At 66.7% G+C, this 24,985-nt stretch carries 25 protein-coding genes and 1 tRNA gene; 13 read left to right on the top strand and 13 right to left on the bottom strand.

Annotated elements, in window-relative coordinates:
* The first annotated feature begins 95 nt into the window (after positions 1 to 95).
* From MJ603_RS13180 to MJ603_RS13165, 4 genes are all read left to right on the top strand, one after another.
* Positions 96 to 794: an NTP transferase domain-containing protein gene (locus tag MJ603_RS13180; protein ID WP_243064179.1), complete on the top strand. Its 699-nt coding sequence runs from the start codon at positions 96 to 98 to the stop codon at positions 792 to 794.
* Between the two features lie 101 nt (positions 795 to 895).
* The gene (locus MJ603_RS13175; RefSeq protein ID WP_243064178.1) at positions 896 to 1,708 is read left to right on the top strand and encodes an ABC transporter permease; all 813 of its coding nucleotides are present in this window, start codon (positions 896 to 898) and stop codon (positions 1,706 to 1,708) included.
* Positions 1,708 to 2,460: an ABC transporter ATP-binding protein gene (locus MJ603_RS13170; protein WP_243064177.1), complete on the top strand. Its 753-nt coding sequence runs from the start codon at positions 1,708 to 1,710 to the stop codon at positions 2,458 to 2,460. Before MJ603_RS13175 ends, MJ603_RS13170 begins: the two co-directional genes overlap by 1 nt.
* A gap of 270 nt (positions 2,461 to 2,730) precedes the next feature.
* Complete coding sequence (locus MJ603_RS13165) at positions 2,731 to 3,036, top strand: hypothetical protein (RefSeq protein ID WP_243064176.1); 306 nt, start codon at positions 2,731 to 2,733, stop codon at positions 3,034 to 3,036.
* Positions 3,037 to 3,128: 92 nt separating this feature from the next.
* Here the strand turns inward: MJ603_RS13165 and MJ603_RS13160 are convergent, their stop codons facing one another.
* Positions 3,129 to 3,428 carry a helix-turn-helix domain-containing protein gene (locus MJ603_RS13160; protein ID WP_243064175.1) on the bottom strand — a complete coding sequence of 100 codons (300 nt, stop codon included), beginning with the start codon at positions 3,426 to 3,428 and terminating at the stop codon, positions 3,129 to 3,131.
* Between the two features lie 109 nt (positions 3,429 to 3,537).
* On the opposite strand from MJ603_RS13160, the gene MJ603_RS13155 reads away from it, so the two are divergent.
* Positions 3,538 to 3,804 (top strand): hypothetical protein, encoded by a 267-nt coding sequence (locus tag MJ603_RS13155; RefSeq protein WP_243064174.1) that lies wholly within the window; start codon positions 3,538 to 3,540, stop codon positions 3,802 to 3,804.
* Positions 3,805 to 3,819: 15 nt separating this feature from the next.
* Here MJ603_RS13155 and MJ603_RS13150 read toward each other — a convergent pair whose 3' ends face one another.
* Positions 3,820 to 4,428: a tetratricopeptide repeat protein gene (locus tag MJ603_RS13150; protein ID WP_243064173.1), complete on the bottom strand. Its 609-nt coding sequence runs from the start codon at positions 4,426 to 4,428 to the stop codon at positions 3,820 to 3,822.
* 171 nt (positions 4,429 to 4,599) lie between these two features.
* On the opposite strand from MJ603_RS13150, the gene MJ603_RS13145 reads away from it, so the two are divergent.
* Positions 4,600 to 5,385, top strand: a complete 786-nt coding sequence (locus MJ603_RS13145) for a hypothetical protein (protein WP_243064172.1) — start codon at positions 4,600 to 4,602, stop codon at positions 5,383 to 5,385.
* Between the two features lie 12 nt (positions 5,386 to 5,397).
* Here MJ603_RS13145 and MJ603_RS13140 read toward each other — a convergent pair whose 3' ends face one another.
* The 7 genes from MJ603_RS13140 to MJ603_RS13110 all read right to left on the bottom strand — a co-directional run bounded on the left by MJ603_RS13140 (position 5,398) and on the right by MJ603_RS13110 (position 12,866).
* The gene (locus MJ603_RS13140; protein ID WP_243064171.1) at positions 5,398 to 6,693 is read right to left on the bottom strand and encodes a CDP-glycerol glycerophosphotransferase family protein; all 1,296 of its coding nucleotides are present in this window, start codon (positions 6,691 to 6,693) and stop codon (positions 5,398 to 5,400) included.
* A 36-nt stretch (positions 6,694 to 6,729) separates the two neighbouring features.
* Positions 6,730 to 7,608, bottom strand: a complete 879-nt coding sequence (locus MJ603_RS13135) for a glycosyltransferase family 2 protein (RefSeq protein ID WP_243064170.1) — start codon at positions 7,606 to 7,608, stop codon at positions 6,730 to 6,732.
* Positions 7,605 to 8,414 carry a CDP-alcohol phosphatidyltransferase family protein gene (locus tag MJ603_RS13130; RefSeq protein ID WP_243064169.1) on the bottom strand — a complete coding sequence of 270 codons (810 nt, stop codon included), beginning with the start codon at positions 8,412 to 8,414 and terminating at the stop codon, positions 7,605 to 7,607. The genes MJ603_RS13135 and MJ603_RS13130 overlap by 4 nt, the downstream gene beginning before the upstream one ends.
* Before the next feature lies 1 nt (position 8,415).
* Positions 8,416 to 9,471 (bottom strand): glycosyltransferase family 2 protein, encoded by a 1,056-nt coding sequence (locus tag MJ603_RS13125; RefSeq protein WP_243064168.1) that lies wholly within the window; start codon positions 9,469 to 9,471, stop codon positions 8,416 to 8,418.
* Positions 9,472 to 9,569: 98 nt separating this feature from the next.
* A complete protein-coding gene (locus MJ603_RS13120) occupies positions 9,570 to 11,345 on the bottom strand; it encodes a S1C family serine protease (protein WP_243064167.1) in 1,776 nt (591 codons plus the stop codon).
* Positions 11,346 to 11,538: 193 nt separating this feature from the next.
* Complete coding sequence (locus MJ603_RS13115) at positions 11,539 to 12,282, bottom strand: hypothetical protein (RefSeq protein ID WP_243064166.1); 744 nt, start codon at positions 12,280 to 12,282, stop codon at positions 11,539 to 11,541.
* A gap of 32 nt (positions 12,283 to 12,314) precedes the next feature.
* A complete protein-coding gene (locus tag MJ603_RS13110) occupies positions 12,315 to 12,866 on the bottom strand; it encodes a hypothetical protein (RefSeq protein WP_243064165.1) in 552 nt (183 codons plus the stop codon).
* A gap of 91 nt (positions 12,867 to 12,957) precedes the next feature.
* On the opposite strand from MJ603_RS13110, the gene MJ603_RS13105 reads away from it, so the two are divergent.
* On the top strand, positions 12,958 to 14,163 hold the full coding sequence (locus MJ603_RS13105) for a pyridoxal phosphate-dependent aminotransferase (RefSeq protein ID WP_243064164.1): 1,206 nt from the start codon (positions 12,958 to 12,960) through the stop codon (positions 14,161 to 14,163).
* 66 nt (positions 14,164 to 14,229) lie between these two features.
* Here MJ603_RS13105 and MJ603_RS13100 read toward each other — a convergent pair whose 3' ends face one another.
* Positions 14,230 to 15,060, bottom strand: a complete 831-nt coding sequence (locus MJ603_RS13100) for a carbon-nitrogen hydrolase family protein (RefSeq protein WP_243064163.1) — start codon at positions 15,058 to 15,060, stop codon at positions 14,230 to 14,232.
* Between the two features lie 108 nt (positions 15,061 to 15,168).
* Here MJ603_RS13100 and MJ603_RS13095 point away from each other — a divergent pair.
* The 3 genes from MJ603_RS13095 (at position 15,169) to MJ603_RS13085 (ending at position 16,872) form a co-directional block, all read left to right on the top strand.
* Positions 15,169 to 15,242, top strand: a tRNA-Met gene (locus MJ603_RS13095).
* 108 nt (positions 15,243 to 15,350) lie between these two features.
* Complete coding sequence (locus MJ603_RS13090) at positions 15,351 to 16,307, top strand: NAD-dependent epimerase/dehydratase family protein (RefSeq protein ID WP_243064162.1); 957 nt, start codon at positions 15,351 to 15,353, stop codon at positions 16,305 to 16,307.
* Positions 16,308 to 16,377: 70 nt separating this feature from the next.
* Positions 16,378 to 16,872 carry a hypothetical protein gene (locus tag MJ603_RS13085; RefSeq protein ID WP_243064161.1) on the top strand — a complete coding sequence of 165 codons (495 nt, stop codon included), beginning with the start codon at positions 16,378 to 16,380 and terminating at the stop codon, positions 16,870 to 16,872.
* A 29-nt stretch (positions 16,873 to 16,901) separates the two neighbouring features.
* Here the strand turns inward: MJ603_RS13085 and MJ603_RS13080 are convergent, their stop codons facing one another.
* A complete protein-coding gene (locus MJ603_RS13080; RefSeq protein ID WP_243064160.1) occupies positions 16,902 to 17,576 on the bottom strand; it encodes a 2'-5' RNA ligase family protein in 675 nt (224 codons plus the stop codon).
* A 171-nt stretch (positions 17,577 to 17,747) separates the two neighbouring features.
* Here MJ603_RS13080 and MJ603_RS13075 point away from each other — a divergent pair, with 171 nt between their 5' ends.
* On the top strand, positions 17,748 to 19,130 hold the full coding sequence (locus MJ603_RS13075) for an FAD-binding oxidoreductase (RefSeq protein ID WP_243064159.1): 1,383 nt from the start codon (positions 17,748 to 17,750) through the stop codon (positions 19,128 to 19,130).
* A gap of 105 nt (positions 19,131 to 19,235) precedes the next feature.
* Positions 19,236 to 20,186, top strand: a complete 951-nt coding sequence (locus MJ603_RS13070; protein WP_243064158.1) for an NADP-dependent oxidoreductase — start codon at positions 19,236 to 19,238, stop codon at positions 20,184 to 20,186.
* A gap of 39 nt (positions 20,187 to 20,225) precedes the next feature.
* Here the strand turns inward: MJ603_RS13070 and MJ603_RS13065 are convergent, their stop codons facing one another.
* Complete coding sequence (locus tag MJ603_RS13065; RefSeq protein WP_243064157.1) at positions 20,226 to 20,999, bottom strand: SDR family NAD(P)-dependent oxidoreductase; 774 nt, start codon at positions 20,997 to 20,999, stop codon at positions 20,226 to 20,228.
* Positions 21,000 to 21,203: 204 nt separating this feature from the next.
* On the opposite strand from MJ603_RS13065, the gene MJ603_RS13060 reads away from it, so the two are divergent.
* A complete protein-coding gene (locus MJ603_RS13060) occupies positions 21,204 to 23,888 on the top strand; it encodes an AAA family ATPase (protein WP_243064156.1) in 2,685 nt (894 codons plus the stop codon).
* A 47-nt stretch (positions 23,889 to 23,935) separates the two neighbouring features.
* Here the strand turns inward: MJ603_RS13060 and MJ603_RS13055 are convergent, their stop codons facing one another.
* Positions 23,936 to 24,748 carry a carboxylesterase gene (locus tag MJ603_RS13055; RefSeq protein WP_243064155.1) on the bottom strand — a complete coding sequence of 271 codons (813 nt, stop codon included), beginning with the start codon at positions 24,746 to 24,748 and terminating at the stop codon, positions 23,936 to 23,938.
* Between the last annotated feature and the right edge of the window lie 237 nt (positions 24,749 to 24,985).

The raw sequence follows: 24,985 nt of genomic DNA, 5'->3' as shown, positions 1-24,985 counted from the left end.
TGAACCGCCACGCCGCCGAACGACAGTCATCCGCAGTCACACAGTTCAACTTCATTGGGGGGTCGACTATGCGCACGAATGACAGGAGACGAAACGTGACCACCGCACCGCAGGTAGTGATTCTCGCCGCCGGCATGGGTAGCCGTCTCGGGCGCTCACTGCCGAAGCCACTGACCGAGTTGGGCGACGGACGCACGATCATGCAGCAGCAGTTCGACAACATCCACGCAGCCTTCGGCCCCAAGGTCAAGGTCACGATCGTCGTCGGCTACAAGCTCGAGCACATCGTCGAGGCCTTCCCCGACGCATCCTTCGTCTACAACGAGCAGTACGACCAGACGAACACCTCGAAGAGCCTCATGCGTGCGCTCAAGTCGAGCGGCAACGGCGGAGTGCTGTGGATGAACGGCGACGTCGTCTTCGATCCGGGCGTGCTGGTGCGCGCTGCCGAGGCGATCGCCCGCGACCAGTCGTTCGTGACGGTGAACACGTCGAAGGTGTCAGACGAAGAGGTCAAGTACACCACGGGCGCTGAGGGCTTCATCGAGAAGCTGTCCAAGACCGTCAAGGGCGGCCTGGGCGAGGCCGTCGGCATCAACTACGTGTCGAGCCGCGACAAGGCAGCTCTGCTGTATCACCTGCAGCACGTGGACGATCAGGACTATTTCGAGCGCGGCGTCGAGCTCGCCATCCAGAACGACGGCATGCTCGTCGAGCCCGTCGACATCTCCGACTTGTATGCGGTCGAGATCGACTTCGCCGAAGACCTGGAGCGCGCGAACCTGTTCGTGTGATCCGCATCTCCCGGTAACGGATGCCGTCGGCCGTCAGGTCGACGGCATCCTGCGTTTGGGGCCTCAGAGTTCCTGCACCGGGGCGCCGGTACGATCGTCGGGTGACCACCTACGCCGATGCGCGACCCGCAGAGCGCACGCCGTTCGCTCGATACCGGCATTCGCTGTGGTTGCTGACCAAGCGCGACCTGCACGTGCGATACACGACGAACGTGCTCGGCTACGTGTGGTCGATCCTCGACCCGCTTCTGATGGCTGGCATCTACTACCTCGTGTTCGTCGTGGTCTTCCACCGCGGGAACAGCGCGAACGAATCCCCGTACATCGTGTTCCTGCTCTCCGGGCTGTTGCCATGGACCTGGTTCAACGGCGCCGTGTCGGACTTCACGCGGGCCTTCAGCCGCGAGGCCAAGCTCATCCGCTCGACGGCCATCCCGCGCTCCATCTGGATCAACCGCATCGTGCTTAGCAAGGGCATCGAGTTCGCGCTTTCCCTTCCCGTGCTGGCGCTGTTCGTCATCTTCTCGGGGGCGCAGGTGCACTGGCAGCTGGCGTTTTACCCGATCGGGTTGGCGATCGAGGCCGTGCTGCTTGTCGGACTCGGACTCCTCGTCGCGCCGCTCGTGGTGTTCTTCAAAGACCTCGAGCGCGCCGTCAAGCTGCTTCTGCGGTTGCTGTTCTACGCATCCGCCGTGCTTTACCCGGCGAGCGAGGTCCCGAAGGGCAGCCTGTTCCGCTATTTCATCGATCTCAACCCGCTCGTCGGGATGTTCGGTGTGTACCGCGCGGGATTCTTCCCCGACGACCTGCACTGGGACCTGGTGCTCATCTCCGCCCTGGGCAGCGTGATCTTGCTCGTGATCGGATGGCTGGTCTACTCACGCACCATTCGCAGCGTGCTGAAGGAAATGTGATGACCGACACAGTGACCACGACCGCGATGATCGAGGTGCAGGATGTCGGCATCCGTTTCAAGCGCAACCGCCGTTCGCGACGCAGCTTCAAGGACCTGTTCTCGTCGCGCGCACGGCGTGCCCGTCCTGACGAGTTCTGGGCCCTGCGTCACGTCTCGTTCACGGTGAAGGCCGGAGAGGCGATCGGTGTCGTCGGGCGCAACGGCCAGGGCAAATCGACGCTGCTCAAGCTGGTGGCAGGCGTCATCCTCGCCGACGAGGGCACCGTGGACGTGAAGGCGGGCACCGCGCCACTGATCGAGATCACCGGTGGATTCGTCGACGACCTCAGCGTGCGCGACAACATCTACCTCACCGCGGGGCTTCACGGCATGACGCGCCGGCAGATCGACGAGCGCTTCGACGACATCATCGGCTTCGCCGACATCGGCAACTTTCTCGACACCCCCTATAAACATCTGTCGAGCGGCATGAAAGTGCGCATCGCGTTCGCCGTGATAACGCAGCTCGACGAGCCGATCCTCATCGTCGACGAGGTGCTCGCGGTCGGCGACAAGGGATTCAGAGAGAAGTGCTACAAGCGCATCGAGGACATGCTCAGCCAGGGCCGCACGCTGTTCTTCGTGTCGCACAACGAGAAGGATCTGCGTCGGTTCTGCACGCGGGGGCTCTATCTCGAGGGCGGTGCACTTGCACTGGATTCCGACATCGCGACCGTGCTCGAGCGTTACAACAGCGACTACACGGTGTAGGTCTTCGGCTTCGGCTCCGGCTCCGGCTCCGGCTCCGGCACATACCGTCACGCTGCCTTCGTCCGGACGGGACTCGTGCTGGATTTCGGAGATTCAGCGCGACACGCCGCTGATCTGGTCCGACGCGCCGCGCGATCCGGCGAATCTCCGATATTCAGCCCGGGGCGATCCGCCCCGGGCGTGCGCTGGCCCTCCCTCCCCAAGAGTCGTAGTCTGTCGCCGTTCCACAGCTCGAACGCGGGCGTCGGATGCCCGACCTAACGTGCCTGCATGACTCCAACTCGACCCGACGAGACCGCGGCCGGCCGGCCGCTGGCATATCCCGTTCCGTTCGCCTTCGACCGTGCCACTCCCCCGCGATACAGACTCCGCAACGCAAGTCTCGAGACAGTCACCGGCGTGCGATTCTCGTTGCTCGGCGCGGGGAGCATGCCTGTGCAGGCACCGATCACGCTCGGCCCGGGAGAGGTGGCCGAGATTCCGATACACGGCAGCGATCTGGCCAGAGCGACCGTGCTGGTGGTGCGATGGCATCGGGCCAACGGCGACGAGTATCTCTGGCGGGCGAGCTTTTGATGCCGGGCGGGGTGATCCCGAGCGAGGCGAAGCCAATACAGGTCGCTGAGCGAAGCGAAGTCGAGTCGAGTCGAGTCGAAGGGTCTCGCGCCTCAGCGCATCCGTTCGCGCTCGCGAATGAAGTCCTTCGCGGTGTACAGGCGGTGGCGACCGGGCAGATCGGCGATCGTGAGCCCCGTGATCAGCTCGCCGGCATCCGTGTCGAGAACGGTGGCGATGCGGATCACCGTGCTCAGGCTCGGATTCGCCCGACCTCGTTCGATCTTGCCGTAGTTGGTCGGGTGGATGTCTGCGAGATGCGCGACCTCCTCCTGGCTCAGACCGAGCGCAGTTCGGATGCCGCGAAGCCGTTCGCCGACCACGCCGGCGGCGCGGGAGAACGGCTCGACCATGGCTTCTTGTCTACGGACGAGACAGCGTTCGGGTCCAGAGCGTTTGTACCCTGTAGGGTTCAGCCATTCCTTCGCGGCTCTGTGCGCAGTTCCACCCGCCTTGATCGCAGTGACCGAAGCGCAGGTGTGGGCCGTCATCGGCGTCCTTGCCGCCTCGTTCATCGGCACGATCACCGTCACGACCCAGCTCATGATGCGGACGATCTCTGCTCAGATAGGCGAGCTGCGGAACGAGATGACTGCGCGCTTCGAAAAGGTCGACGTTCGATTCGCCGAGGTCGATCGTCGACTAGACCGCATGGAGAACCGCTTCGACGGTCTCGACCGAGATGTGCAGGCGATCGCTCGCAAGGTGTTCCCACACGAGGAGAGCTAGACCGCGGGGGGAGACCTACTCCCCCGCTTGCTCGCGCTCCGTGACGTAACGCTCGATGATGATCGCCGCCGCATCGTCGAGCGTGTCCTGTGCGAGGCCGAGTTCATTGCGCACGCGGGCCCGACCGATCAACATCGACTCGTACTGCTGCTCCGAACCGGGGACGTTGCCGCTGTCCATCGCGCGGATGCCCATCGAGAACCAGCGTTGCGCGGCCTGGAACTCGTCGACCAGTTCGAAGAAGCTGCTGAGCACCAGGAACGTCGTGATCTGGTCTGGGCTCTCCTTGCGGAGTGCATTCGCCAGTTCGAGCGCTGCATCCTTCTGTCCGCCCTGGTAGAGCGCCTGCACCATCAGCGCTCGGATGTCCACGTAGATGGAACCGCCATCGGCGCGGGCCGCTTCGAACATGCGCAGGGCTTCCGCGTGGTCACCGGCGTACCCGAAGTTCTCGCCCGCCTCGACGAGAACAGCGGCTCGCGAGACATCCTCTGCCAACGCGTAGAGCCCTGCATCGGTAGCCCATGAGCGTAACGTCTCGGCGATCGCACGATCCTGGTCTTCGCCGCGGTGAGCGCGATCGCGGGCGTCGTCGAAGTCCTTCAGAGTGATGAGGCGGGGCACTCGGCAAGCATACGAGAACCGGGGCGTCGTCAGCGCGAGGTGGCGCCACGGCCAGAGGCCACTTCGAGTCGCTGTGCTCGCTCAGTGCTGAGGGAACTGGTCGCTCAATGGGGTGAGGGGAATGCTGCTCCGTGCTCGGCGGGGAATATAGGCATCCGTAAACTCGAATGCATGGCGCGCGCGAAGAAGGTCAAGCCCATTCTCGGGATCACCGGAACGAGCACCGCCCGCGGTGTGGCGGTCCCGTCGCGCATCAATCGCGGAGTCGACCGATTCCTCTCGGTGCAGCGGCCCGTTGTGCTGGCGCACCTGCGGAGCATTCGACGCAGGCATCCGGATGCCACTCCCGACGAGGTCGCATACCTCGTCGGTCGAAGGTACCTCCTCGCTGTCACCACGAGCGGTGCTGCGGTCGGCGCCACCGCGGTGATTCCGGCCGTTGGCACGATCACGACTCTCGCGCTGTCCGCCGTGGAGACTGCAGCGTTCCTCGAGGCGACCGCCCTGTACGCGCAGTCGATCGCCGAGCTGCACGGGCTGCCGGTCAGCGATCCCGAACGGGGCCGTGCCCTCGTACTGGCGCTCATGCTCGGCAAGGAAGGTTCGACGCTCGTGCGTCAGTGGGGTCTCGAGGTGACGGAGACCGAGGTGTCGCGCGAACTGTACTGGCGGCAGGTCGTCTCCAGCAGCATTCCCCGAGTCGTGATCGCTCCACTGCTCGAGAGACTGCGGGGTGCGTTCGCGAAGCGGTTGGCGACATCCGGATCGGCGAGCGTGCTCGCGAAGGCCCTGCCGTTCGGTGTCGGCGCCGTCGTCGGCGGTACGGGCAACCGCATCACAGGGTCACGCGTCGTGCACTCCGCGCGGTCGGTGTTCGGTGCCGCTCCCGAAGCGTTCCCAGAGTCGTTGGTGGTGTCGCTCGTCGCGACGGAGTCGGCGGTCGCGGTCGAGGAGTGAAGGCGCTGGCCGTCAGTCGCTGAGGATTGCGTCGGAGTCTTCCGCGTCGGTTCCGTCGCCGTGCTCGAGGACGGTGACGTCCTGCGCGTGGAACTTGGCGAAGCGGTCCCACTCGTCCATCAGGTGCTGCACCGCGGCGTGAAACCGCTTCGTGGTCTCACCAGGCGTGGTGTCACCGAAGTAGCGCTGCACCCAGTACCGCAGGCGCTCGGCGGCCGCGTCGTCGTGAGTGAGCTCGTCGATGATCGGCACGATGTTCGGTGCGTCCACGTCGTAGAGCCACTCGCACGCCGAGAGGTATCCGTCACGGTCGATCTCGGCCTCCGGGTGCACCGGATGCGTGATCAGCAGCGGCTTGCCGGCCGCCAGACGGTCGTAGACCATTGCGGAGATGTCGACGATGGCCACGTCGGCCGCTGACAGCTGCCACCCCAGCTCCGGGCCGTCGTCGAAGACGTGCTTCGCCGTCGGATCCGCATGGTTCGCCGCCTCGATCGCACGGATGATACGACGATTGGCCTCTTCGTATTCCTCGTCGACGACGCCGGAGCGCGGATGCGGCCGGTAGATCACGCGATGGCGGCCCGTGGCCAGGAGGGCATCCACGAGCGCGACGCCGTGCGAGGCGATCGATCCGTAGGCGGCTGCAGCGCGGTCGCCCTCCCAGGTGGGCGCGTAGAGAACGACGGTACGGCCGTCGGGTGTGTACGGAAGATCGCCCGAATAGTGATCGGCCTGCGGCCGCCCGATCCTGATGGCGCGCTTCTCGAAGTCGTAGTCCCACAACACCTTGCGCAGGCGGGTGATCGCGGCATCCCCTGCCACCAACGCGTAGTCATACGCCTTGAACTGGTTGGTGGTCATGTACATCTTGTCGGATTCGCCGTGGTTGATGAACACGTGCCAGCGACGGCCGTAGCGCATCATCTGGAAGTTGCGCGTGTTCTGGTTCACGTAGAAGACGATGCGGATGTCCTGCTCCGCCAGCGTGTCCTCGAGGTCGACGACGGTGCGCACGTAGGCCACGGGAATCGGCGACTCGTCGAACAGCGCTGACGCCCCGACGGGCGAGCGCGAGAGGATGACCACCGGCCATGTCTTGCTGAGCTCGGCCAGCGGCTTGTACCACTGACGGATCTGGTACATGTTCACCTTGCTGTCGGCGAAGTACACGCCGATCTTGAACTTTCCGGACTCCAGCGCCGGGGCCTGAGCCAGTCGCTCGGCGAGGGTGGCACGCGCCCTTCGCTGAACGAACGCGTTGCGAACCAGGCGCGCGCCGGCGCGTGCGTCGTGTACCAAACCCATGCCGAACAGAATATGGGGTGATTCTTAGAGCCGGCGTCAGACGACGGGGGGACGACCAGCTGCGGCCATGCGCCACACCGTGCGCCAGCGCATCGGGCGACGCTCCCCGGGATCGTCTCGCCACCCGGCCGCCCAGCCTGTGAACCAGGGCTTCAGGGTGCCCGGCGATCGCACGCTGCGAAGCATCTGAACGCCGGTCCAGGTTGCCACATAGATCGGCACCAGCACGGCGGGAAGATTGCGCCGTGCCACCCACACCCGGTTGCGGGCGTTCCGCCAGTAGAAGTCGGTGTGCCTGGTCGTCGGCACATTCGGATGCCTCGCCTCCAGATCGCCCGCGTACCATGCCCGCTTGCCCTGATCCCAGACCCTCCACGCGAGCTCGATGCCCTCGTGCGCGTAGAAGAACGGCGCCGCCCAGCCGCCGGCCGCGTCGAACACGGAACGCGGGATCAGGATCGCGCCCTCGATGAGCGCGAACACCGCGCCAGGGGTTGCGGGATCGCCTTTGCGCAACCGGGGCACCCAACGCCTGGGAGCCGGCGAATCATCGATGGTTCGCACCCGCGGCTGGAGGACACCGAGCGAGGCATCCGCGTCGAAACGCGCGATCGCGTCGATCAGAAAGGTCTCGCTTTCGACGTACTCGTCGTCGTCGAGAAAGAACAGATACTCCCCCACCGTCTTCGTCACGCCGGCATTGCGCCCAGCCGGAATGCCGATGTTCTCCGTCAGCCCGAGTGCCTGCACGCCCGCGGGAAGTCCTGTCGGCTGCCAACCGTTGCCGACGCAGACGATGTCGACGACCACGTCACGCTGGGCGAGCACGGATGCCAGTGCCCGCGCCAATTCCACGGGTCGCGTTCCCTGCGTGAGCACCACGACGCCGACAGCCGGGGCCACTCGCTCGGTCATGCTCGTAAACGCCTGGAACTCATGATCGCAAGGAAGTGCCCGATCAGAGCCAGTATCGCGAAGGCGAGCAACACGACCAAGTAGATACGCTCGGTGATCGGCGACCCGGTGAAGATCGCGATCACGGCGACGACGAACGTGAGCAGCGCGAGCTCGACGGAGTGGAACATCCGGTGGAACGGGAAGAACTTCACGGCTCGTCGAGCGAGCGCGATGAGACGCTGCTGCGGTGCGGCCTGCGCCTCCTCGTTTCCGAGGCGCGGCAGGCCGGCGTAGGCACGCGCGACCCGCATGAGATCGTTCAGCGCCTTGTTCAGCACGAGGACGAGGGCGAGGGCGAAGCCGAGCGTGGTCCAGAGATAGTCGTCGGGCGTCTCGAACGGCCAACCGGCAGCGCGGAGACCGAGCACGATCGCGATCAGCGTCTCCGTCGAATAATGGCCGACGGCATCCAGAAAATGGCCCGCCGGAGACGAGCTGTGCCGCCAACGAGCCACTTCACCATCGCAGCAGTCGAACAACATCTGCAGCTGTCCGAAGACGACGGCGAGCACAGCGCCCCAGATGCCGGGGATGAGCAGCGCGGCGGCGGTCAGCCAGCCGGACAGGATCATGAACCCCGTCACGCCGTTGGCGCTGATGCGCGTCTTGAGCAGCGCCCAGGTGAGGTACGGCGAGATGTCGCGCAGGTAGAGGTGCGCCGTCCAGTGCTCGGCGTTGCGGCGCTGACGAACCTCCGGCGGCTGAGTCACCTCGCGCAGTTCGGCGATCGACTGAGGCCGGCTGTACGAATCCGGAGCCGTCACACTACCTCCCAGATCGGCTGTGCAGGTCGTGCGACAACTCGAAGAAGCCGCCGATGAATCCGACACCCCAACTGATGTGGATGGTCGGCACGACGACGATGAATCGCAGCATAGCGGCGAACCCGTCCCTGGACGCGATCACCAGCGAGGCGATAACCACGAACAGCAGGTAGAGAACGGGAAGCGCGAAGGCCAAGGTCAGCCATCCGATGGAGGCACCGACGACGAGCCCGGCCAGCCCGACCAGTCCGATGACGATGGCGGCGACGAGCAGCACGACCAGTACGGGCGGCGCGAAATATCGCAGCGAACTCGCGGACGGGAAGCGCCGCACCAGTTCTCCGCGCCACATTCCGGTGGCGAAGAACTGATTGACGAGCGAACGGATGCTCGACCGCGGCTGGTAGGTGACCACCAGTCGCGGAGTGAACCACACCGTGCCACCCGCTGCGCGCAACCGCCGGTTGAGCTCCCAGTCCTGCCCCCGACGCACACCCTCGTCGAAAAGACCGGCCGCGACGAGCTTGTCGCGGCGGAAGGAACCGAGGTAAGCGGTCTGCGCCGGTCCTTCTTTGCCGCCGACGTGGTGCTGGGTTCCGCCGAGCCCCATGCGCGACTTGTAGGCGCGCGCGACGGCCTTCTCGAACGGCGTGGTGCCGCGGGCGTCCATCAGTCCGCCGACGTTGTCGGCGCCCGTGCGCTGCAACGTCTCCACGGCGATGCTCGTGTAGTCGGAGGGAAGCAGCGAATGCGCATCCACCCTGATCACGACGGGATGAGCGGATGCTCTGATCGCCGCGTTCAGACCGGCCGACGTCGACGCCGCCGGGTTCGCGACCACGCGCACGTTCGGATGCTCTCGGGCCAGCTGCGCCAGAACCTCTTCTGTTCCGTCGGTGCTGGGACCCACTGCGAGGGTGATGTCGTATGTCCCGCGGTAATCCTGTTCGAGAAGGCGTTCGACCGCGGCACGCACGTACGGGGCCTCGTTCAGAACGGGCATGACGTACGAGACACCGGGAAGCGCTCCTGCGCCCGCGCTGCTGGGTTCAGCCATCACATCCGCTCGTCGAATCGTCGGCTCAGCCTATCAGCGCGTGAGTCGCCGAGAGCCGGGCGCGATGGACGCCCGGCTCTCGTTGCGACGCACTCAGATCAGGAGGACAGGGTGCCGAGCGTGACGTCGGTCGACTTGTTGCCGCCGCCTCGCACATAGGTGATGGATGCCTTCGAACCACCGGCCAGAGCCCGCACCTGAGCGGTGAGGTCGGTGGCATCGGTGATCGGGTGACCGTTGAAGTTGGTGACGATGTCACCGGCCTTCAACCCCGCCTTCGCGGCTGCGCCGCCGGAGGTGACCGACTTGATGAGGGCGCCGACCGTCGTGGCATCGGTGGAGGATGCCGAGTCTGCGACCGTCGCACCCAGCAGTCCGCTGGTGGCTTTGCCGTCCTTGACGATCTCGTCCGCTACACGCTGGGCGACATTCGACGGAATGGCGAAGCCGACCCCGATGCTGCCGGACTGACTGCTCGAATCGCTCGACGAGCTCGCGCTGGCGATGGCCACGTTGATGCCGATCACCTGGCCCTTCGCATTGAGCAGCGCGCCTCCCGAGTTGCCGGGATTGATGGCGGCATCCGTCTGGATCACAGGGAGGGAGATGGTGCTGTCGGTGCTCGATTGACCGCTGCTGCCACCTTGGTCGTTCCAGAAGTTGAACGGACTGTTGTCCCCGTTGCCGTTGCCGCTGCCGCCGTTGTCCTGCTGATCCTGGCTCGGCGCGGCGGACGAGGCGATCTGGATGCTGCGGTTCAGAGCGCTCACGATGCCGTTCGTGACGGTGCCGGAGAGACCGAGCGGAGCACCGATGGCGATCGCGGTGTCACCCACGTTGACCTTGTCGGAATCCGCGAAGCTCGCAGGCGTGAGGCCGCTGGCACCCTGCAGCTTGATCACGGCCAGGTCGAGCACCGGGTCGGTGGCAACGACCTTGGCCTTGTAGATCTTGCCGTCGTTCGTGTTCACCGTGATGGTGGCACTACCGGTCTCGCCGTCGAGCGTGACGACGTGCGTGTTCGTGAGGATGTAGCCGTCGGCGGTCAGGATGACACCCGAACCGGTTCCCGCCTCGGAACTCGCCGTCGCATTGATCGTCACGACGCTGGGGGACGCCTTCGAGGCCACGGCCGTGACGTCGGTTGCGTTCTGCGCGTCGTTCACAGTCACGTTGGTCGCCCCGTTCGAGGCGACGGTCTTCGTGCCGCTCGAGTTCGCGGCATAGATGCCCACGACTCCGGCTCCGACTCCACCTCCGAGCAGGCCGGCGAGCACGAAGCCCGTGATCACGAGGCCGGCGCGGTTGCTCTTGCCGTCCTTCGGCTTCGCGACCTTCTGCGGCTGCACCGGCTGGCCGGGCTGGCCCGCTTGGGGCTGCTGACCTGCGTAGGTCTGCGGGCCGTACGCATTGGGCTGCCCCGCGTACTGGTAGTTCGGCTGCTGACCATAAGGCTGCTGCTGATAGCCGGGCTGCTGGCCGTAGTGATACCCGGCCTGCTGTGCCGCGTAGGGGTTCTGCGGGCCCTGCGGCGGCAGCGATGCGGTCGGCTGCGTCTGGCCGTTCGGAGTGCCGAACGAACCCGAGCCGTAGTCGACCGTCGGCTGTTCGGACGTGGGCTGCACGGTCGATTGCTCGGGCGCAGGCACCGTCGGCTGCTGTGCCGTCGGCTGCTCGGCGTTCGGCGCTACCGGCGATTCCGGTGAAGTCTCTGTGCTGTTCTGCGCATCGGCGGCTTCGCGCACGGCGTCGAACTCGGCTCGCGGCAAGGTGTTGTCGTGATCCTCGTGCCGAGTCGCGTCGGCACCCGAGTCCTGCGCGGGATGCTGCGGGACGGACTCCGGGTTCTCCGGGTCCTTCGGTGTGTCGGTCATTGTGTCGTGCTCCTTCCAAGCACTCCAAGCATCCGCTCTCATGCTGGGTGTGGTTTATGGGCAATCTGTGAACCGACTAGAACAATCCCATGGGTCTCACACGGTGAGCGAATCGGCTCGCCGACATTGGTGGCCGAACGCTACGAGAACCCTGACGTGGCCGCTCTCAGGCTCTCACTCCAGCCTCAATCTGTCAGCATCCGACAGCGTGCGGATCGCTCTTGCATGTTCGCTGCACGAGTACGGTCGCAGCGTCGCCGGCGACGATGGTCGACGTCGGCGCAGACAGGCTCAGCGTGCCGGGGATATCGCGCCACGCGCCGCCGCCGACCCGGAACTGCGCGGTGTAGATCACCGCGACATCGAGCGTGTAACTTCCGGACTTCGCATAGATGTGGCTCGTCGCGGTGGGGCTGAACTCCGGAACTCCGAGTGCCTTCCAGGTGCGACCGCCGGTGCTCGTTGTCGAGCGGATGCCGTCCCCATAGCCCCAGCGGAACGTCACGGGCGTGAACCGCACGTCGGCCTGCACTCCGAGCAGCGGACCGGATGCCGTGTGCGCCTTCGCGCTCGCCACGAAGTTGGCGTCGAGCCCGATCACCGCCCAGCCGTTCGGCTCCCCCGCGACCGTTGGGCGCGCGGGGTAGAAGGAGGCCAGGTCGGACATTCCGACGTCGGGATACGTGACGGCGTATCCCGACGCACCGAGACACCTGTTGCCTGCTGTCGAGCAGCGGTCCTTCGGGGTCGTCGGCGTGGATGAGTCGTCGGAGTCGTCGCCCGTCGTGGCGTCTGTGCCGGTGCCGTTGGAGCCGGTGTGGCCGCCGACGTCGACGTGGTCGCCGGCGTTGGTGCCGGTGGTGGAGCACCCACCAGTAGTCTGCTCGAACGCAGTGCAATCGCGGTCATCTGCGTTGACTGGTACCGGCGCAGCCATGCAGATCGCGACGCTCAGCACGATGCTGCCGGCTAGCAAATGCCGTCGAGTTCCCACGATTTCCGATCTTCCACAATCAACCCTGACGAGGAGCCAGCCGACTCAAGAGTGACCACGAATGCGGAGAGTGTCGCTCTATCACTTTCAACTAGCGACTCCCCACCACTATTGACAACGTCGACCTCTGAGACGTCTTCGCACGTATAAATCGCTACATGAAGTCCATCTGAACCCGGATTTTGTAATCGAACCTTTCGGTATTTGGTGCTACCCACGCTGTGCGCCCCGGCCGCTGCAAATTGTGCAGCGCTCTTCAACACCAATTGCAGCGCTTCGCCTGTGGCATACGGCTTGATGCGCTCCGGGTTCTTGCCGCCGTCGTGCGAGATCTGGTCCGACACTTTGAGGTACGCGGCGTAGGCCTTCGTCGCCGCGTCCAGTGCTTCGGCATCGGAGGCGAACAGCGGCGTGTGCGCTGCCCTCTTCGTAGGGGTCGGCGACGGGGATGGCGTGGTGCAGGCGGCGAGCGCGACGGCGACGAGCAGGGCGAGGGCGACTGCTGGCATCCGTCTGCGCAGGGGCATGGCCACCACGGTAGGACAAACGGGCGGGGTGGGCATCCGTTATCCACAGGGGCGGCGGCATTAGTTTGAGTGTGCAGAATACGGAGGCGAAATGACGACGTTGATCCCCGGCCCTTGGCAGCGTGCCGCGCACGGCGCAGGTCTGCTCGGCGACGACGGCACCGTGTCGGCCACGATCTTCGCGGAGATGAGCGCCCTGGCGGCTCGAACCGGAGCGATCAACCTGGGTCAGGGATTCCCCGACGAGGACGGGCCGGCCGAGGTGGCGGAGGCTGCCGTGCGGAGCATCCGTGACGGCGTGAATCAGTACCCGCCCGGCATCGGCATGCCCGTTCTGCGCGAGGCCATCGCCGAACACCAGCAGCGCTTCTACGGCCTCGCTGTCGACACGGATCGCGAGGTACTGGTCACGGCCGGCGCCACCGAGGCACTGGCCGCGACCCTGCTCGCGCTCGTCGAGACCGGCGACGAGGTGGTCACGTTCGAGCCGTTCTACGATGCGTACGGGGCGACGATCGCGCTGGCGGGCGGCATCCATCGCACGGTGCCGTTGCGGGCACCGGGCTTCGCGCCCGACCTCGACGAGCTTCGTGCCGCCGTGACGGACCGTACGCGGATCATTCTGGTGAACGATCCGCACAATCCCACCGGGGCCATCTTCGACCGGCAGACGCTCGAGACCATCGTCGAGCTCGCGAATCGGCATGACGCGATCATCGTGACCGACGAGGTGTACGAGCACCTCGCGTTCGATCGGCCGCACATTCCGATCGCGACGCTGCCCGGGGCATCCGATCGCACCGTGTCGATCTCGTCGGGCGGCAAGACGTTCAGCATGACGGGATGGAAGATCGGCTGGGTCACAGCGCATCCCGAGCTGATCAAGGCGATCACGGCGGTGAAGCAGTTCCTGACGTATGTGAACGGTGCGCCGTTCCAGCCGGCCATCGCTGCAGGACTGCGGATGCCCGACTCCTTCTTCACCGACGCTGCCACCACGCTCGCCGCGAAACGCGATCTGCTCTCGGCCGGTCTCGATGCGGCCGGATTCGATGTTTTCGCCTCGCACGGTTCGTACTTCGTGGTGGCGGATGCCGCTTCCCTCGGCTACACGGATGCCGTGGCCTTCTGCCGCGAACTCCCCCACCTGGCCGGCGTCGTCGCGGTGCCCATCACGGCGTTCTGCGGACCGCGGATGCGCGAGGAAGCGGCATCCCTCGTGCGCTTCGCATTCTGCAAGCGCGTGGAGGTGCTGGAGCGGGCGGCGGAGCAGCTTTCGCGCCTCGGACACGCCTGACAAGGCTCCTGAACGGGTAGCCCAAGGACCCGCGACGGCGAACCCACCGACTCCGTGGTGACGGGGTCAGTCTCGCGGGACGACGACGTAACGGCGGAGGGACAGCGCGGGATTGATGGCCCGCACTCGAGCAAGACGCTCGCGGGAGAGCCAGGCGACGGCGACGCCCGGCTGCTCGCCTGCATCCGCCAGGGTGACGCCCATCGGGTCGACGACGATGCTCGAGCCGACCCCGATCGGTCCGACATGGTCGGCGGCAGCGACGAACACCGTGTTCTCGATCGCTCGCGCAGCGATGAGGGTGCGCCAGTGCTGTTCCTTGAGGGGACCGCGCACCCACTCGCTGGGAACCAGGATGACTTCGGCGCCGGCATCCACGATCGCGCGCGTCACCTCGGGGAACCGCAGGTCGTAACAGGTCTGCAGTCCGATGACGAGGCCGTCGACGTCGAAGAGTTGCGGAGCATCCAACGGGCCGGGCCGCACCACGTCGGACTCCCTGGCGCCGAACGCGTCGTAGAGATGCTGCTTGCGGTACGAGGCCAGGATGCCCGTGCCCGGCCCGACCGCGACCACCGTGTTGAAGAAGTGGCCGGCATCGTCCGACCGCTCGGCGAGGCCGGCGACGATCGTGACGCCCAGATCGTCCGCGATCGCCGAGAGCGTCGCAGTGAAGGCTCCGTCGAGTGCCTCTGCGTGGTCGAGAAAACGCGCGTCGACGGGATCGGCGAAGTACGACGAGTACTCGGGGAGGACGACCAGCCGTGCTCCGCGGGCGACAGCCTCCGCCGCCAGGGTGCGTATCGACTCGAGGTTCGCCGTCGTGTCCTCGCCCGGCGCGAACTGCGCGACGGCGATCGCGACGGCGTCGCTCTCGGAGCTGGGACCTGCAGGCATGGATCAAGCGTAGGACGCCGCTGCCGCCTGGGCGTCACGGGAGCGAGCTGACCCGCGTTCACCTCGATTTCATCCGTGCCATACCCCCGTGTTAGGCTCATCACGTGCCGCGGGGTGGAGCAGTTCGGTAGCTCGCTGGGCTCATAACCCAGAGGTCGCAGGTTCAAATCCTGTCCCCGCAACAAAGAGAAGAAGGCGTCCCGCAAGGGGCGCCTTCTTCGTTTCATCGCAACAGGGTGTGCCGGGCTCTCTGACTGGTTGTCGCCCGTCATCTCATGGGGAGACAGCGGATGCACGCAGTCATCTTGGGCGGCACCGGTGCCCTCGGCGGTGCCACAGCCGCGACGCTCGCCGCCGCCGGATGGGCGGTCGACGTGACCGGGCGCGATCCGTCGGGTATGCCTGCCGAGCTGGAGCGCGCAGGCGTTCGCTTTCATCGGGTCGACCGGCACGATATCCACGGCATCGGCCGACTCGTCGGCGCGGACACCGGACTTCTGGTCGACGTCCTGGCGTTCAAGGGAGCCGACGTACATGCTCTGCTTCCCGTGCTGAGCGCCGTCGGACATACCGTCGTAATCTCGGGGAGAGCCGTCTACGTCGACTCCGCCGGTCGGAACATCAATGGCGACGAGCCTCCGCGATTCGCTGTGCCGATTCGCGAGGACAATCCGACTCTGCCGCCGGCCGGAGACGACGTCGACCCGTTCACCCGTGACGGGTACGCGCCGTCGAAGGTCGCCGTCGAACACGCGGCGCTCGACAGCGGGCTGCCCGTCACCGTGATCCGCCCGGCCAAGGTGCACGGCCGTTGGGCCCGGAACCCGCGCACGCGGATGTTCGTCGAACGAATGGCCAACGGGGAGAGCCCGATCGAGCTCGCCGACAACGGCTCATCGATCGACCACCTGACCGCTGCGTCGAACGCGGCCGCCCTCATCGAGTCGATCGCCGTGCAACCCGGCCGTCGCATCCTGAACAGCGCGGATCCGGACACCCCCACTGCCGAGCAGATCGTCCGCTCGATCGGAGAACGCATCGGTTGGAACGGAGAGCTCGAGCTCATCGACGACCGGACGGACCCGCAACGTGGACACCACCCCTGGCGCGCGGCACACCCGATAGTTCTCGACACCGGCGCAGCCACCGACCTGGGCTATCTGCCGGTCGGCAGCAGCCTCGACCTGCTCACCGAAGAGATCGATTGGCTGCTGGAAGCGATCGCACCAGCGACCGACGCGCGGTGACAGCCGGAGCCTGCGGTGTGAGGATTGTCTCGTCGGCTCGTGTCGACGCAGCCCTGGGGGAAGGTCTGACATGCGCAAAGGCATCATCTCGTCGTTGAGTGACAGCGAGTTCCAGCTCCTTGCGGAGACGGAGAAGGATCGAGTGGGCTTACTCGACGAGGACGAGCTCTTGGATCTGCACGGCCGTGTTCGTCGGGCACGCAACAAGTACGTCGGCGTCTACCGCCGCAACGCCGTCGGGCGCATCAGCGACACCGCGGCGCGGGGTCAGGCGTATGCGCGCAACCAACGAGACCGTGACAAGGCGGAAGTGTTCGAGGATGCCCTCGCGCGCGTCAGCCGGCAACTCGCCACGGCAGCCAGGCAGGCCTCGGTCGCCCTGCGAACCACGAGGCTGGCGGCGGTGCGCGATCGCGGATCAGGGCCGACGACGTCGCCGTCAGGGCGGTCGTCCGTCGGTCCAGGGGTCCAACGGTCCCACCAGAAGACCACCGGCGGACTCAAGCGCGACGCGGGAACCCGTGCGATGGGCGCTCGGCGTCAGGCCAAGAAGGACGGGCGGTAGCGGCCGATCGACGCGATGAGGTTCTGGTGTCAGCGCTCCGGTTGCGGAAGCGCTCCCCCGAGTTCGATACCGCCGATGACCGTCCAGTCGTACCGGTCGCGCCAGACCTGACGCTGATCGACGAGCTCGATGCGGGTCACGGATGCCGGCACGGGCGCCGCAGGCAGGTTCGCGAGATCACGCGCGAGAGCGCCGGCATCCCACTCTGCGGCACTGTAGGCGTACGTGACGTGCGGCCGCAGGGGCGTCGAGAGCCGCGCGTCGGTGAGGGGCTCCGTCAGTCCGCGAAGAATGCCGCGGAGCGCGTCGATGCGACCTGCGGAAGAGACCGGCGACTGCACGGTGTTCTCGCCCACTCGTGCTGGGCCGAGCTCGATCTCGAACGGCGGGAACGTCGCGAGCGCGGCATGGGCATCCGTGACCAGCTGTGTCTTCTGTTCCGACGTCACAGGACCGATCGACTGCAACGTGAGGTGAAGCCACTCGATCGGGGTCGGGGTGAGTTCGGCGACTCCGCCGAGACGATCGATCTGCGCTCGAGCTGATTCACGCACGAGCGGCTGGTCGTCGAACACGATGTGCCAGTGGGCGCGCAGCACGTCTACGGGCCAGCGGTGGACGCTCCAGAAATCGTGCAGGGGTGCTCCGATCGTATAAGCGGCACCCGCGACAGTGCACGGCCCGCTCTTCCGGAGCCTAGTCACGGCTGCGGAGGCTCGCGGCTTCCCGCAGGCGCGGGACGGAAACCACCCCGGGTTCTGGGGATGGCGGCCACTCGTCGATGCGCCGAGTCTTGAGGCCAGCCGCCGGACCCGAGCGGCCGCGCGCCGAACCCGACGAGCGCCAGCGATCAGAACTGCACGACAAGGATCATCATGACCGACGTCACCCCCGCCTCAGCTGAGGCTGAATCCCTGCGCGGCCTGCTGCCCGGTCGCGTCTTCCTGCCAGGTGATCCCGGCTACGACGAGGCCCGGACGCCGTGGAACACGTCGGCGCAGCTCGCGCCTGCCGCCGTCGTCGTGCCGGTGTCCGTCGCCGAGGTGCAGGCTGTCGTTCGGACGGCCGTTTCCGCCGGATTGCGCATCGCGCCGATGAGCACCGGCCACGCGGGCGCGCTGCTGGCCGCATCCGATCTCTCCGGCACCGTGCTGGTGCGGCTCTCGGGTTTCACCGGCGTCACGGTCGACCCCGAAGAGAAGATCGGGCGAGTGGTCGGCGGAACGGTGTGGAGCGAAGTCGCCGCGGCGGCGGCCCTCTTCGGTCTCGCGGCGCCGCATGGCAGCGCGGGCAACGTCGGTGTCGTCGGATTCACGCTCTCTGGAGGCGTCTCGTTCTATGGACGCGAGTACGGACTCGCCGTGAACCGGGTGCGAGCCGTCGAGCTGGTCACCGCGGACGGTATCGTGCAGCGGGTCAGCAGCCACGAGAACGCCGACCTGTTCTGGGCGATCCGTGGTGGTAACGGCAACTTCGGCATCGTGACGGCGATCGAGCTCGAACTGTTGCCGCATTCCGACGTGTACGCGGGCATGCTGCTCTGGGACCTCGACCGCGCACCCGATGTCATGCGCGCCTGGCGGGACTTCACGCAGAACACCCCGAAGTCGGTCACGACCTCGTTCCGCGTGATGAGCTTTCCGCCGCTGCCCGAACTGCCGCCATTCCTCGCCGGTCGCAACATCGTTGTCGTCGACGGCGCGATTCTCGAGACGGATGACAGGGCATCCGACCTGCTCGCTCCGCTGCGTGCACTCGCGCCGGAGGTGGACACGTTCGGCCGAATTCCGGCTCCCGCGCTGCTCGGTGTGCACATGGACCCGCTCGTCCCGACGCCGTCGGTCAGCGACCACTGCATGCTCGGGGAGTTGCCCGACGGCGCGATCGACGCGTTCCTGGCGCGCGTCGGACCTGGAACGAACTCCGGGCTCATGATCGCCGAACTGCGGCAACTGGGAGGCGCGTTCGCCGAGCGGGTCCCCGACGGCGGAGCGATCTCGAGCGTCGACGGTGCATACGCCCTCTTCGCGATCGCCGTTGCACCGACGCCCGAGGCGGCGGCGTACGGCGCGGAGGCCGCTGCCGGCCTACGCAGTTCGCTCACACCGTGGTCGCTGCCAGGGAGCCTGCTGCTCACCTTCACCGAGCATCCGGTCGGCGGCGCGGATGCCTACGGCCACGCCGGCGAGCGGCTCGCCGACGAAGCGGTGCGCCTCGACCCCCTCCAGGTGTTCACGGCCGGACACGGCATCCGCTGATCCGGGCGGTAGCGCGCCGGTCTTGCGTCGGATGACGGATGACGACGGCGGGCGCCGCTCGTAATCTGCTGGTGAAGGCTCATCGAACCCGCAGGAGGCATTCGAATGGAGACGATGCACGCGTTGCGCGCCCATCAGCGCGGCGGTCCGGAGGTGCTGAAGTACGACAGCGCACCGATGCCGATTTTGGGGGCCACCGACGTGCTGGTGCGGGTGAGCACCGCTGGAATCACGTTCACAGAACTGTCGTGGACCGAGACGTGGGAGCGCGACGGGGTGTCGCGCCTCCCGACCATTCCCGCCCACGAGGTGGCGGGCATCGTGGTGGCGACGGGCGACGACGTCGACGCCGTCTCACCGGGCGACGAAGTGCTCGGCCTCGTGCCGTTCGACCGCGACGGCGCAGCTGCCGAGTTCGTCGCGCTGCCACAGGACTGGGTGGCTCCGCGACCTCCCGAGGTCGATCCCGTTCACGCCGCGGCGCTTCCGCTCGCCGCGCTCACGGCGCTGCAGGCGCTCGTCGACCACGGCCGCATCGCGCATGGTTCGCGCGTGCTGATTCAGGGGGCGGCCGGTGCGGTCGGAATCTTCGCCGTGCAGCTCGCCCACCTTCGCGGAGCGCGCGTCACCGCTGTCGCGCGTGCTCGAGATTTCGACCTGCTTCGGTTGCTCGGCGCCGACGAGGTGCTCGACTTCACCGTCGACCGCATCACCGCGCCCGAAGGCGGATTCGACATCGCGCTGTACTGCGCGGCCGGCGTTCCCGACGAGGACACCTACGCGGCCGTTCGCGACGGCGGCGTGCTCATCGGCTTGAACGGACCGCTCGATCGTGCCCTCCTCGACCGCTTTCGGATCGAGGGGTCGTTCTTCGTGGTGTCGGCGGATCGGGCGGAGCTGGACGAGCTGGCCGCACTCGTACGCGACGGCGAACTGAGTGTGCCGATCGCCGCCACCTTCGCGCTACGGGATGGCAAGGCCGCTTACGAGTCGGGCTCCGCCGCTGGACGGCTGCCCGGCAAGACGGTGCTCATCGTGCACGACGACACCGCATGATGGTCGCAGTGCGTGCGTAACGGGTAAAGCGCGCCGCAGTCACATCGTCTCGCGCATGCCACCGTCGATCACGAAATCGGCCCCGGTGACGTTGCCGAGTCTCGGGCTGGCCAGCATCGCGACGAGATCCGCGACCTCCTCGGGCCTTGTGAACCGTCCTGTCACCATCTGCTGTTCGGCTCCCTTGCGCACGTCGTCCGCGCTCGAGCCGTTGGCCGCCGACACCGTCTGGGCGACACCTCCCTTGCCGAGCCAGAGATCGGTCGCCACCGGACCGGGGCTGATCGAGTTGACGCGAATGCCCTTGGGCCCGAGTTGCTTCGACAGCGACTTGGTCACGCTCAGCAGCCCCGCCTTCGCCGCGCTGTAGTCGAGCACGAGCGGATCGGCGAGGATGGCGTTCTCACTGACGATATTGACGATCGCGCCCCCGGACGGAATCCGATCGAGCAGGAGTCTCGTGACCCGCACGGCGGCGAGCAGATTCAGCGCGAGGGTCTGCTGCCATTCCTCCTCGGTGATCGTGCCGAAGCCACCAGGGCGCGGCGGGGCACTGCCGACGTTGTTCACGAGCACGTCCACGGGCCCGGTGATCGCCTCGCCGAGGGATGCGACACCCTCGATCGAGGAGAGGTCCGCAGCGACGAAGAGATAGCCGGGGTTCGAGCCCAAGGCATCCGTGTCTCCGGTCGGCGTGCGGGAGACACCGACGACGCGAGCGCCCTCGGCGAGAAGAGCCTTCGTGACGGCCAGCCCTATACCGCGGCCGGCGCCTGTGACGACCGCCGTGCGGCCGGACAATTCGAGATCCATGCCGGCGACGATACGGAAGCGAGAACGATGTGCCTAGTGTCGATCGACTGTTTCGTCACGCCACCTTGCGGGCGATTGGGTACCATCACTGAGAGTGAGCGTTTCTCACTTCCCAGTGCCCATTGCACCTGAGAAGAGAACCCGGCGGCCGCGGTACGACCGTGGCCGGCAGGCTCGACGACGTGCCGACGCGAGCGTGTGCGGATGAGCGATCTCGTCGGGCGCCAGGCCGAGCTTCACAGGATAGACGAGCTGATCAGGCGGCTGCCGGAGACCGGCGGATCGTTGGTGCTGCGGGGCGAGGCGGGCATCGGCAAGACGTCGCTCGGCACCGAGGCCGTTCGCCGGGCGGTCGCTCGCGGCGTCGCGGTGATCACCGTGACAGGAACGGAGTCCGAGACGGCAGTGCCGTACGCCGCGCTGCAGGAGATTCTGCATCCCTTCGCTGAACGGATGCACCACCTGCGCGAGCGGCCTCGTGCCGTTCTGCAACGAGCCTTCGGTCTGCTCGAGGGAGACACGCCCGACGTCTTCGCCGTCGCCATGGCCGTCCTCGAGCTGCTCGGCGACATCAGCGCCGAGAGAGGACTCTTCGCCTTCGTCGACGATGCCCAGTGGATCGACGGCTCGACGGCGCGGGTGCTCGGCTTCCTGGCGAGACGGGTCGCGTCCGACCCGTCGGTGCTGCTCATCGCGCTGCGCGACGGGCACCCCTCCCCCATCCTGAACGCCGATCTCGACACCATTCCGCTCGTCCCCTTGGCCGCCGCAGAATCACGGCAGCTGCTCTCCACGTTCCGGCCAGAGCTCGGCGCCGTCGCATCGGCACACGTGCTCGACCTCGCCGCAGGCAATCCACTTGCTCTTCTCGAGCTGTCGGCGGACGCAGACCCCACCATGTCGACCGAGACGATCGGCGACAAGGTGCACGCGACGTTCCTCGCTCGTCTGTCGGGAGCATCCAGAACCACGAGAGGCGTACTGCTCGTGGCCGCATTGAGCGACGGCGACGACCTCGACGAGCTGCAGAGCGCCTCGGCGGAGTTCGGCGTCGGTCCCGCGGAATTCGATGCGGCAGTCGACGATGCCGTCGGCGCTCGCGCTTTGACGGTTCGAGGCGACCGCTTCGCCTTTCGGCATCCGCTCGTGCGCTCGGCGATCGTCTCGGCAGCGACCGGGGCTGAACGCCGTGCAGCTCACACTGCGCTGGCCTCGACCCTGAGACCGGACAGCGACCGCGGCATCTGGCATCGCGCTGCTTCTGTGACCGGCACGGATGCCGTGGCGGCCGACCGGCTGGACGGCGCGGCAACGCGTGCCGCCGCCCAGGGCAACCTCTCCGTCGCCCATCGGGCATGGACCGTTGCCGCGAGGTTGAGTCCCAAGTCGGCGGATACCGCCCGCCGCACGCTTCGCGCCGCCGAGGCCGCCGTCGAACTGGGGCGGCCCGACGTCGCCGGCGCAGCGATCGTCGACATCCGCGCCGACTCGCTCACGGTCACGGATGCCGCCCGACTCGCCTTGCTGAATGCCCAGCTCACCCCGCACGCGCAGACATCCGCCGCTCTGAGGACGCTCGTCGACCACGGCCGCAGAGTACTGGCCGCAGGGGATGTCGACCTCGCGATCGATCTCGCTCTGACCATCGGCGAGAATCTCGACGCTGGCGGGAACGGAGAGGTCTCGGAGTTCGTCGGACGCGTCGCTGAGCGACTCGGGGACGACGACCCTCGACGTCTCGTCGTGCTCGCATCAACAGACCCGGCGCCCTATCTCGCGCGGATCACTGCCGCGGTCATCGCCGTCGACCCCGGGCACATGACGAAGAGCGCTGAGCTGTTGATGCGCGTACGGTCGAACGTCGATGCCGATCCCGCACTCGCCACGATGCAGCGGCGGCTCCTCGATCTCTACCGCACGCGCGGCCAGTTGCGTTCGATCGCCTTCCTGCAGCCGATTCATGCCTGGAACGAGATCACGCTCGCCAACTGGCAGGAAGCCCTGCGTTCGTCGGCAGAGGGCTCTCGTCTCGCGACCGAGATCGGAATACCGCGATGGGGCACGGGAACGCTCATTGGAGAGGCGTTCGTGTACGCGATACGGGGAGACGAGGCCAGGGCGCTTCCTCTCATCGAGGAGTCGGAGCGCGGTGCCGTGATGACGGGTGCGCACAACGTTCTCACGGGCATCCAGCTGACCAAGGGGGTCAACCACCTCGCCCATGCGCGTTATGAGGAGGCGTTCGCCGCGTTCCGGCGTCCGTTCGACCGTAGCGATCCGTCGCATCACCCCGTTCAGTCGGGCTGGATGCTCGGCGATCTGGCCGAGACGGCCGGCCACCTCGGGCGGATCGACGAGATCCGCTATCTCTATTCTCGCGATGCGTCGGCTCCGACCTCGCCATGGCAGGCGATGGCCGAGGTCTATGCGCGACCGTTCCTCGCGACCGAGGACGTCGCGGCCGAGGATGCCTTCGAGCAGGCGCTCGCGGGAGATGTCGGAGCCTGGCCGACATATCGGGCGAGGATGCTTCTCGAGTACGGCTCATGGCTGCGGCGTCGCCGGCGCATCGGCGAGGCCCGCGATCGGCTGCGCGCCGGAAAGGAACTCGCGGATGCCCTTGCCATGCGGCCGTGGTCCGAGCGGGCTCGCACAGAACTGCGGGCCGCAGGCGAGGAGACCGCGCAACGGCGCCCATCCGTGTGGGAATCGCTCTCGCCCCAGGAGCTCCAGGTCGCCGAGCTGGCGGCGCGGGGACTGTCGAACCGGGAGATCGGCGAACGACTCTTCCTCTCTCATCGCACGGTCGGGTCGCACCTCTACCGGATCTTCCCGAAGTTGGGCCTCACGAACCGAGCGCAGCTGGCATCCGCGCTGGCGGCGAACTGATCGACGAGACGACCTGCACGGCACGCACTGCGAGTCGTGCGCGCAGGCTACGCGACGGCCGCGTTCGTCACCCGGGCGTCGATCCAGCTGAGCACGCTGTCGGCGACCTCGCGCCAACCGGAATCGACAGTGAGGGAGTGACCGCGGTCCGGGAACTCAACCAGCTCGGTGACCGCCGACGAGCCCCGATACTGCTTGAGCGTCGCCTTCGTGATCGCCTCGGGAACCGTGTGGTCCTTGCCGCCCATGATGAGCAGCAGGGGTCCGCGATTTTCATTCGCCGTGTCGACCTTGGCAGGCGAGTGGATCGAGAAGTTCGCACTCGCCGCTTCGAAGAGCGGCTTGCCCGGCGACGGGATGTTCCATGCCTCGTACAGCGCATCGGATTCCTCGCGCGAGACCGCGTTGCCGAAGCTGTACCTGAACTGATCGGCGGTCAGCGACACCGCGCGCTTCTCGTTGGCGAAGTTCTTGAAGACCGGGAGCGTCGACTTCAGTGACGACAACGGCAACGGAAGCACACCCTTGATCTGCGCTGCGTCGATGGCGATGCCCGCGACGCCGAGGTTTTCGCCGAGCAGCTTCTCGGCGATCATGCCGCCGAACGAGTGCCCGATGATGATCGGCTTGGCGGGCAGCGCCCTGATGATCTCCGCGTAGTGCGCGGCGACCTCGTTGATGCCGTAACCGGCGGCATCCTGCGGGTTCGCCCTCGCCTCTGCGACGTCTGACGACTCGCCAGGCCAGGTGGGAGCGATCGGGTCGTAGCCGTTCTCGGCGAACAACTCCAGCCACGGCTGCCACGACGACGCGGCGAGCCACAGGCCGTGAATGAACACCACGGGCGTTTTCTCAGACATGACGGAACCAATCGAGTTGTGGAAGTGACGACGTGCTCGTCGTCCTGCTCTACACGCTACGAATGGCAGAGGTTGCGTGACTTCAGTCGGACGACTGAACCTTCGGGCTCCGCCCCGCCACTTCAACTGTACGTCGGCGCAGGGGGCTTGCCGCAAGACCCCCTCTGCGAGGGAGAATCGTGCCTCGCCGCGCTCGCCTGCCGCGGCATCCTCTCGACATCGGAGCCCGTTTGACCC

This window comes from Humibacter sp. RRB41 (assembly GCF_022761015.1).
Classification (GTDB): domain Bacteria; phylum Actinomycetota; class Actinomycetes; order Actinomycetales; family Microbacteriaceae; genus Humibacter.
This window is presented reverse-complemented; position numbering and strand designations above follow the sequence as displayed.

What these genes read in the sequence shown, in the direction of transcription:
- MJ603_RS13135 (WP_243064170.1), bottom strand. Translation starts at nt 7,608, where the DNA reads ATGACCGAGCGAGTGGCCCCGGCTGTCGGCGTCGTGGTGCTCACGCAG.
- MJ603_RS13075 (WP_243064159.1), top strand. Translation starts at nt 17,748, where the DNA reads ATGACCGACGTCACCCCCGCCTCAGCTGAGGCTGAATCCCTGCGCGGC.
- MJ603_RS13170 (WP_243064177.1), top strand. Translation starts at nt 1,708, where the DNA reads ATGACCGACACAGTGACCACGACCGCGATGATCGAGGTGCAGGATGTC.
- MJ603_RS13060 (WP_243064156.1), top strand. Translation starts at nt 21,204, where the DNA reads ATGAGCGATCTCGTCGGGCGCCAGGCCGAGCTTCACAGGATAGACGAG.
- MJ603_RS13070 (WP_243064158.1), top strand. Translation starts at nt 19,236, where the DNA reads ATGGAGACGATGCACGCGTTGCGCGCCCATCAGCGCGGCGGTCCGGAG.
- MJ603_RS13120 (WP_243064167.1), bottom strand. Translation starts at nt 11,345, where the DNA reads ATGACCGACACACCGAAGGACCCGGAGAACCCGGAGTCCGTCCCGCAG.
- MJ603_RS13090 (WP_243064162.1), top strand. Translation starts at nt 15,351, where the DNA reads ATGCACGCAGTCATCTTGGGCGGCACCGGTGCCCTCGGCGGTGCCACA.
- MJ603_RS13140 (WP_243064171.1), bottom strand. Translation starts at nt 6,693, where the DNA reads ATGGGTTTGGTACACGACGCACGCGCCGGCGCGCGCCTGGTTCGCAAC.
- MJ603_RS13110 (WP_243064165.1), bottom strand. Translation starts at nt 12,866, where the DNA reads ATGCCCCTGCGCAGACGGATGCCAGCAGTCGCCCTCGCCCTGCTCGTC.
- MJ603_RS13125 (WP_243064168.1), bottom strand. Translation starts at nt 9,471, where the DNA reads ATGGCTGAACCCAGCAGCGCGGGCGCAGGAGCGCTTCCCGGTGTCTCG.
- MJ603_RS13055 (WP_243064155.1), bottom strand. Translation starts at nt 24,748, where the DNA reads ATGTCTGAGAAAACGCCCGTGGTGTTCATTCACGGCCTGTGGCTCGCC.
- MJ603_RS13105 (WP_243064164.1), top strand. Translation starts at nt 12,958, where the DNA reads ATGACGACGTTGATCCCCGGCCCTTGGCAGCGTGCCGCGCACGGCGCA.
- MJ603_RS13065 (WP_243064157.1), bottom strand. Translation starts at nt 20,999, where the DNA reads ATGGATCTCGAATTGTCCGGCCGCACGGCGGTCGTCACAGGCGCCGGC.
- MJ603_RS13085 (WP_243064161.1), top strand. Translation starts at nt 16,378, where the DNA reads ATGCGCAAAGGCATCATCTCGTCGTTGAGTGACAGCGAGTTCCAGCTC.
- MJ603_RS13165 (WP_243064176.1), top strand. Translation starts at nt 2,731, where the DNA reads ATGACTCCAACTCGACCCGACGAGACCGCGGCCGGCCGGCCGCTGGCA.
- MJ603_RS13160 (WP_243064175.1), bottom strand. Translation starts at nt 3,428, where the DNA reads ATGGTCGAGCCGTTCTCCCGCGCCGCCGGCGTGGTCGGCGAACGGCTT.
- MJ603_RS13145 (WP_243064172.1), top strand. Translation starts at nt 4,600, where the DNA reads ATGGCGCGCGCGAAGAAGGTCAAGCCCATTCTCGGGATCACCGGAACG.
- MJ603_RS13100 (WP_243064163.1), bottom strand. Translation starts at nt 15,060, where the DNA reads ATGCCTGCAGGTCCCAGCTCCGAGAGCGACGCCGTCGCGATCGCCGTC.
- MJ603_RS13115 (WP_243064166.1), bottom strand. Translation starts at nt 12,282, where the DNA reads ATGGCTGCGCCGGTACCAGTCAACGCAGATGACCGCGATTGCACTGCG.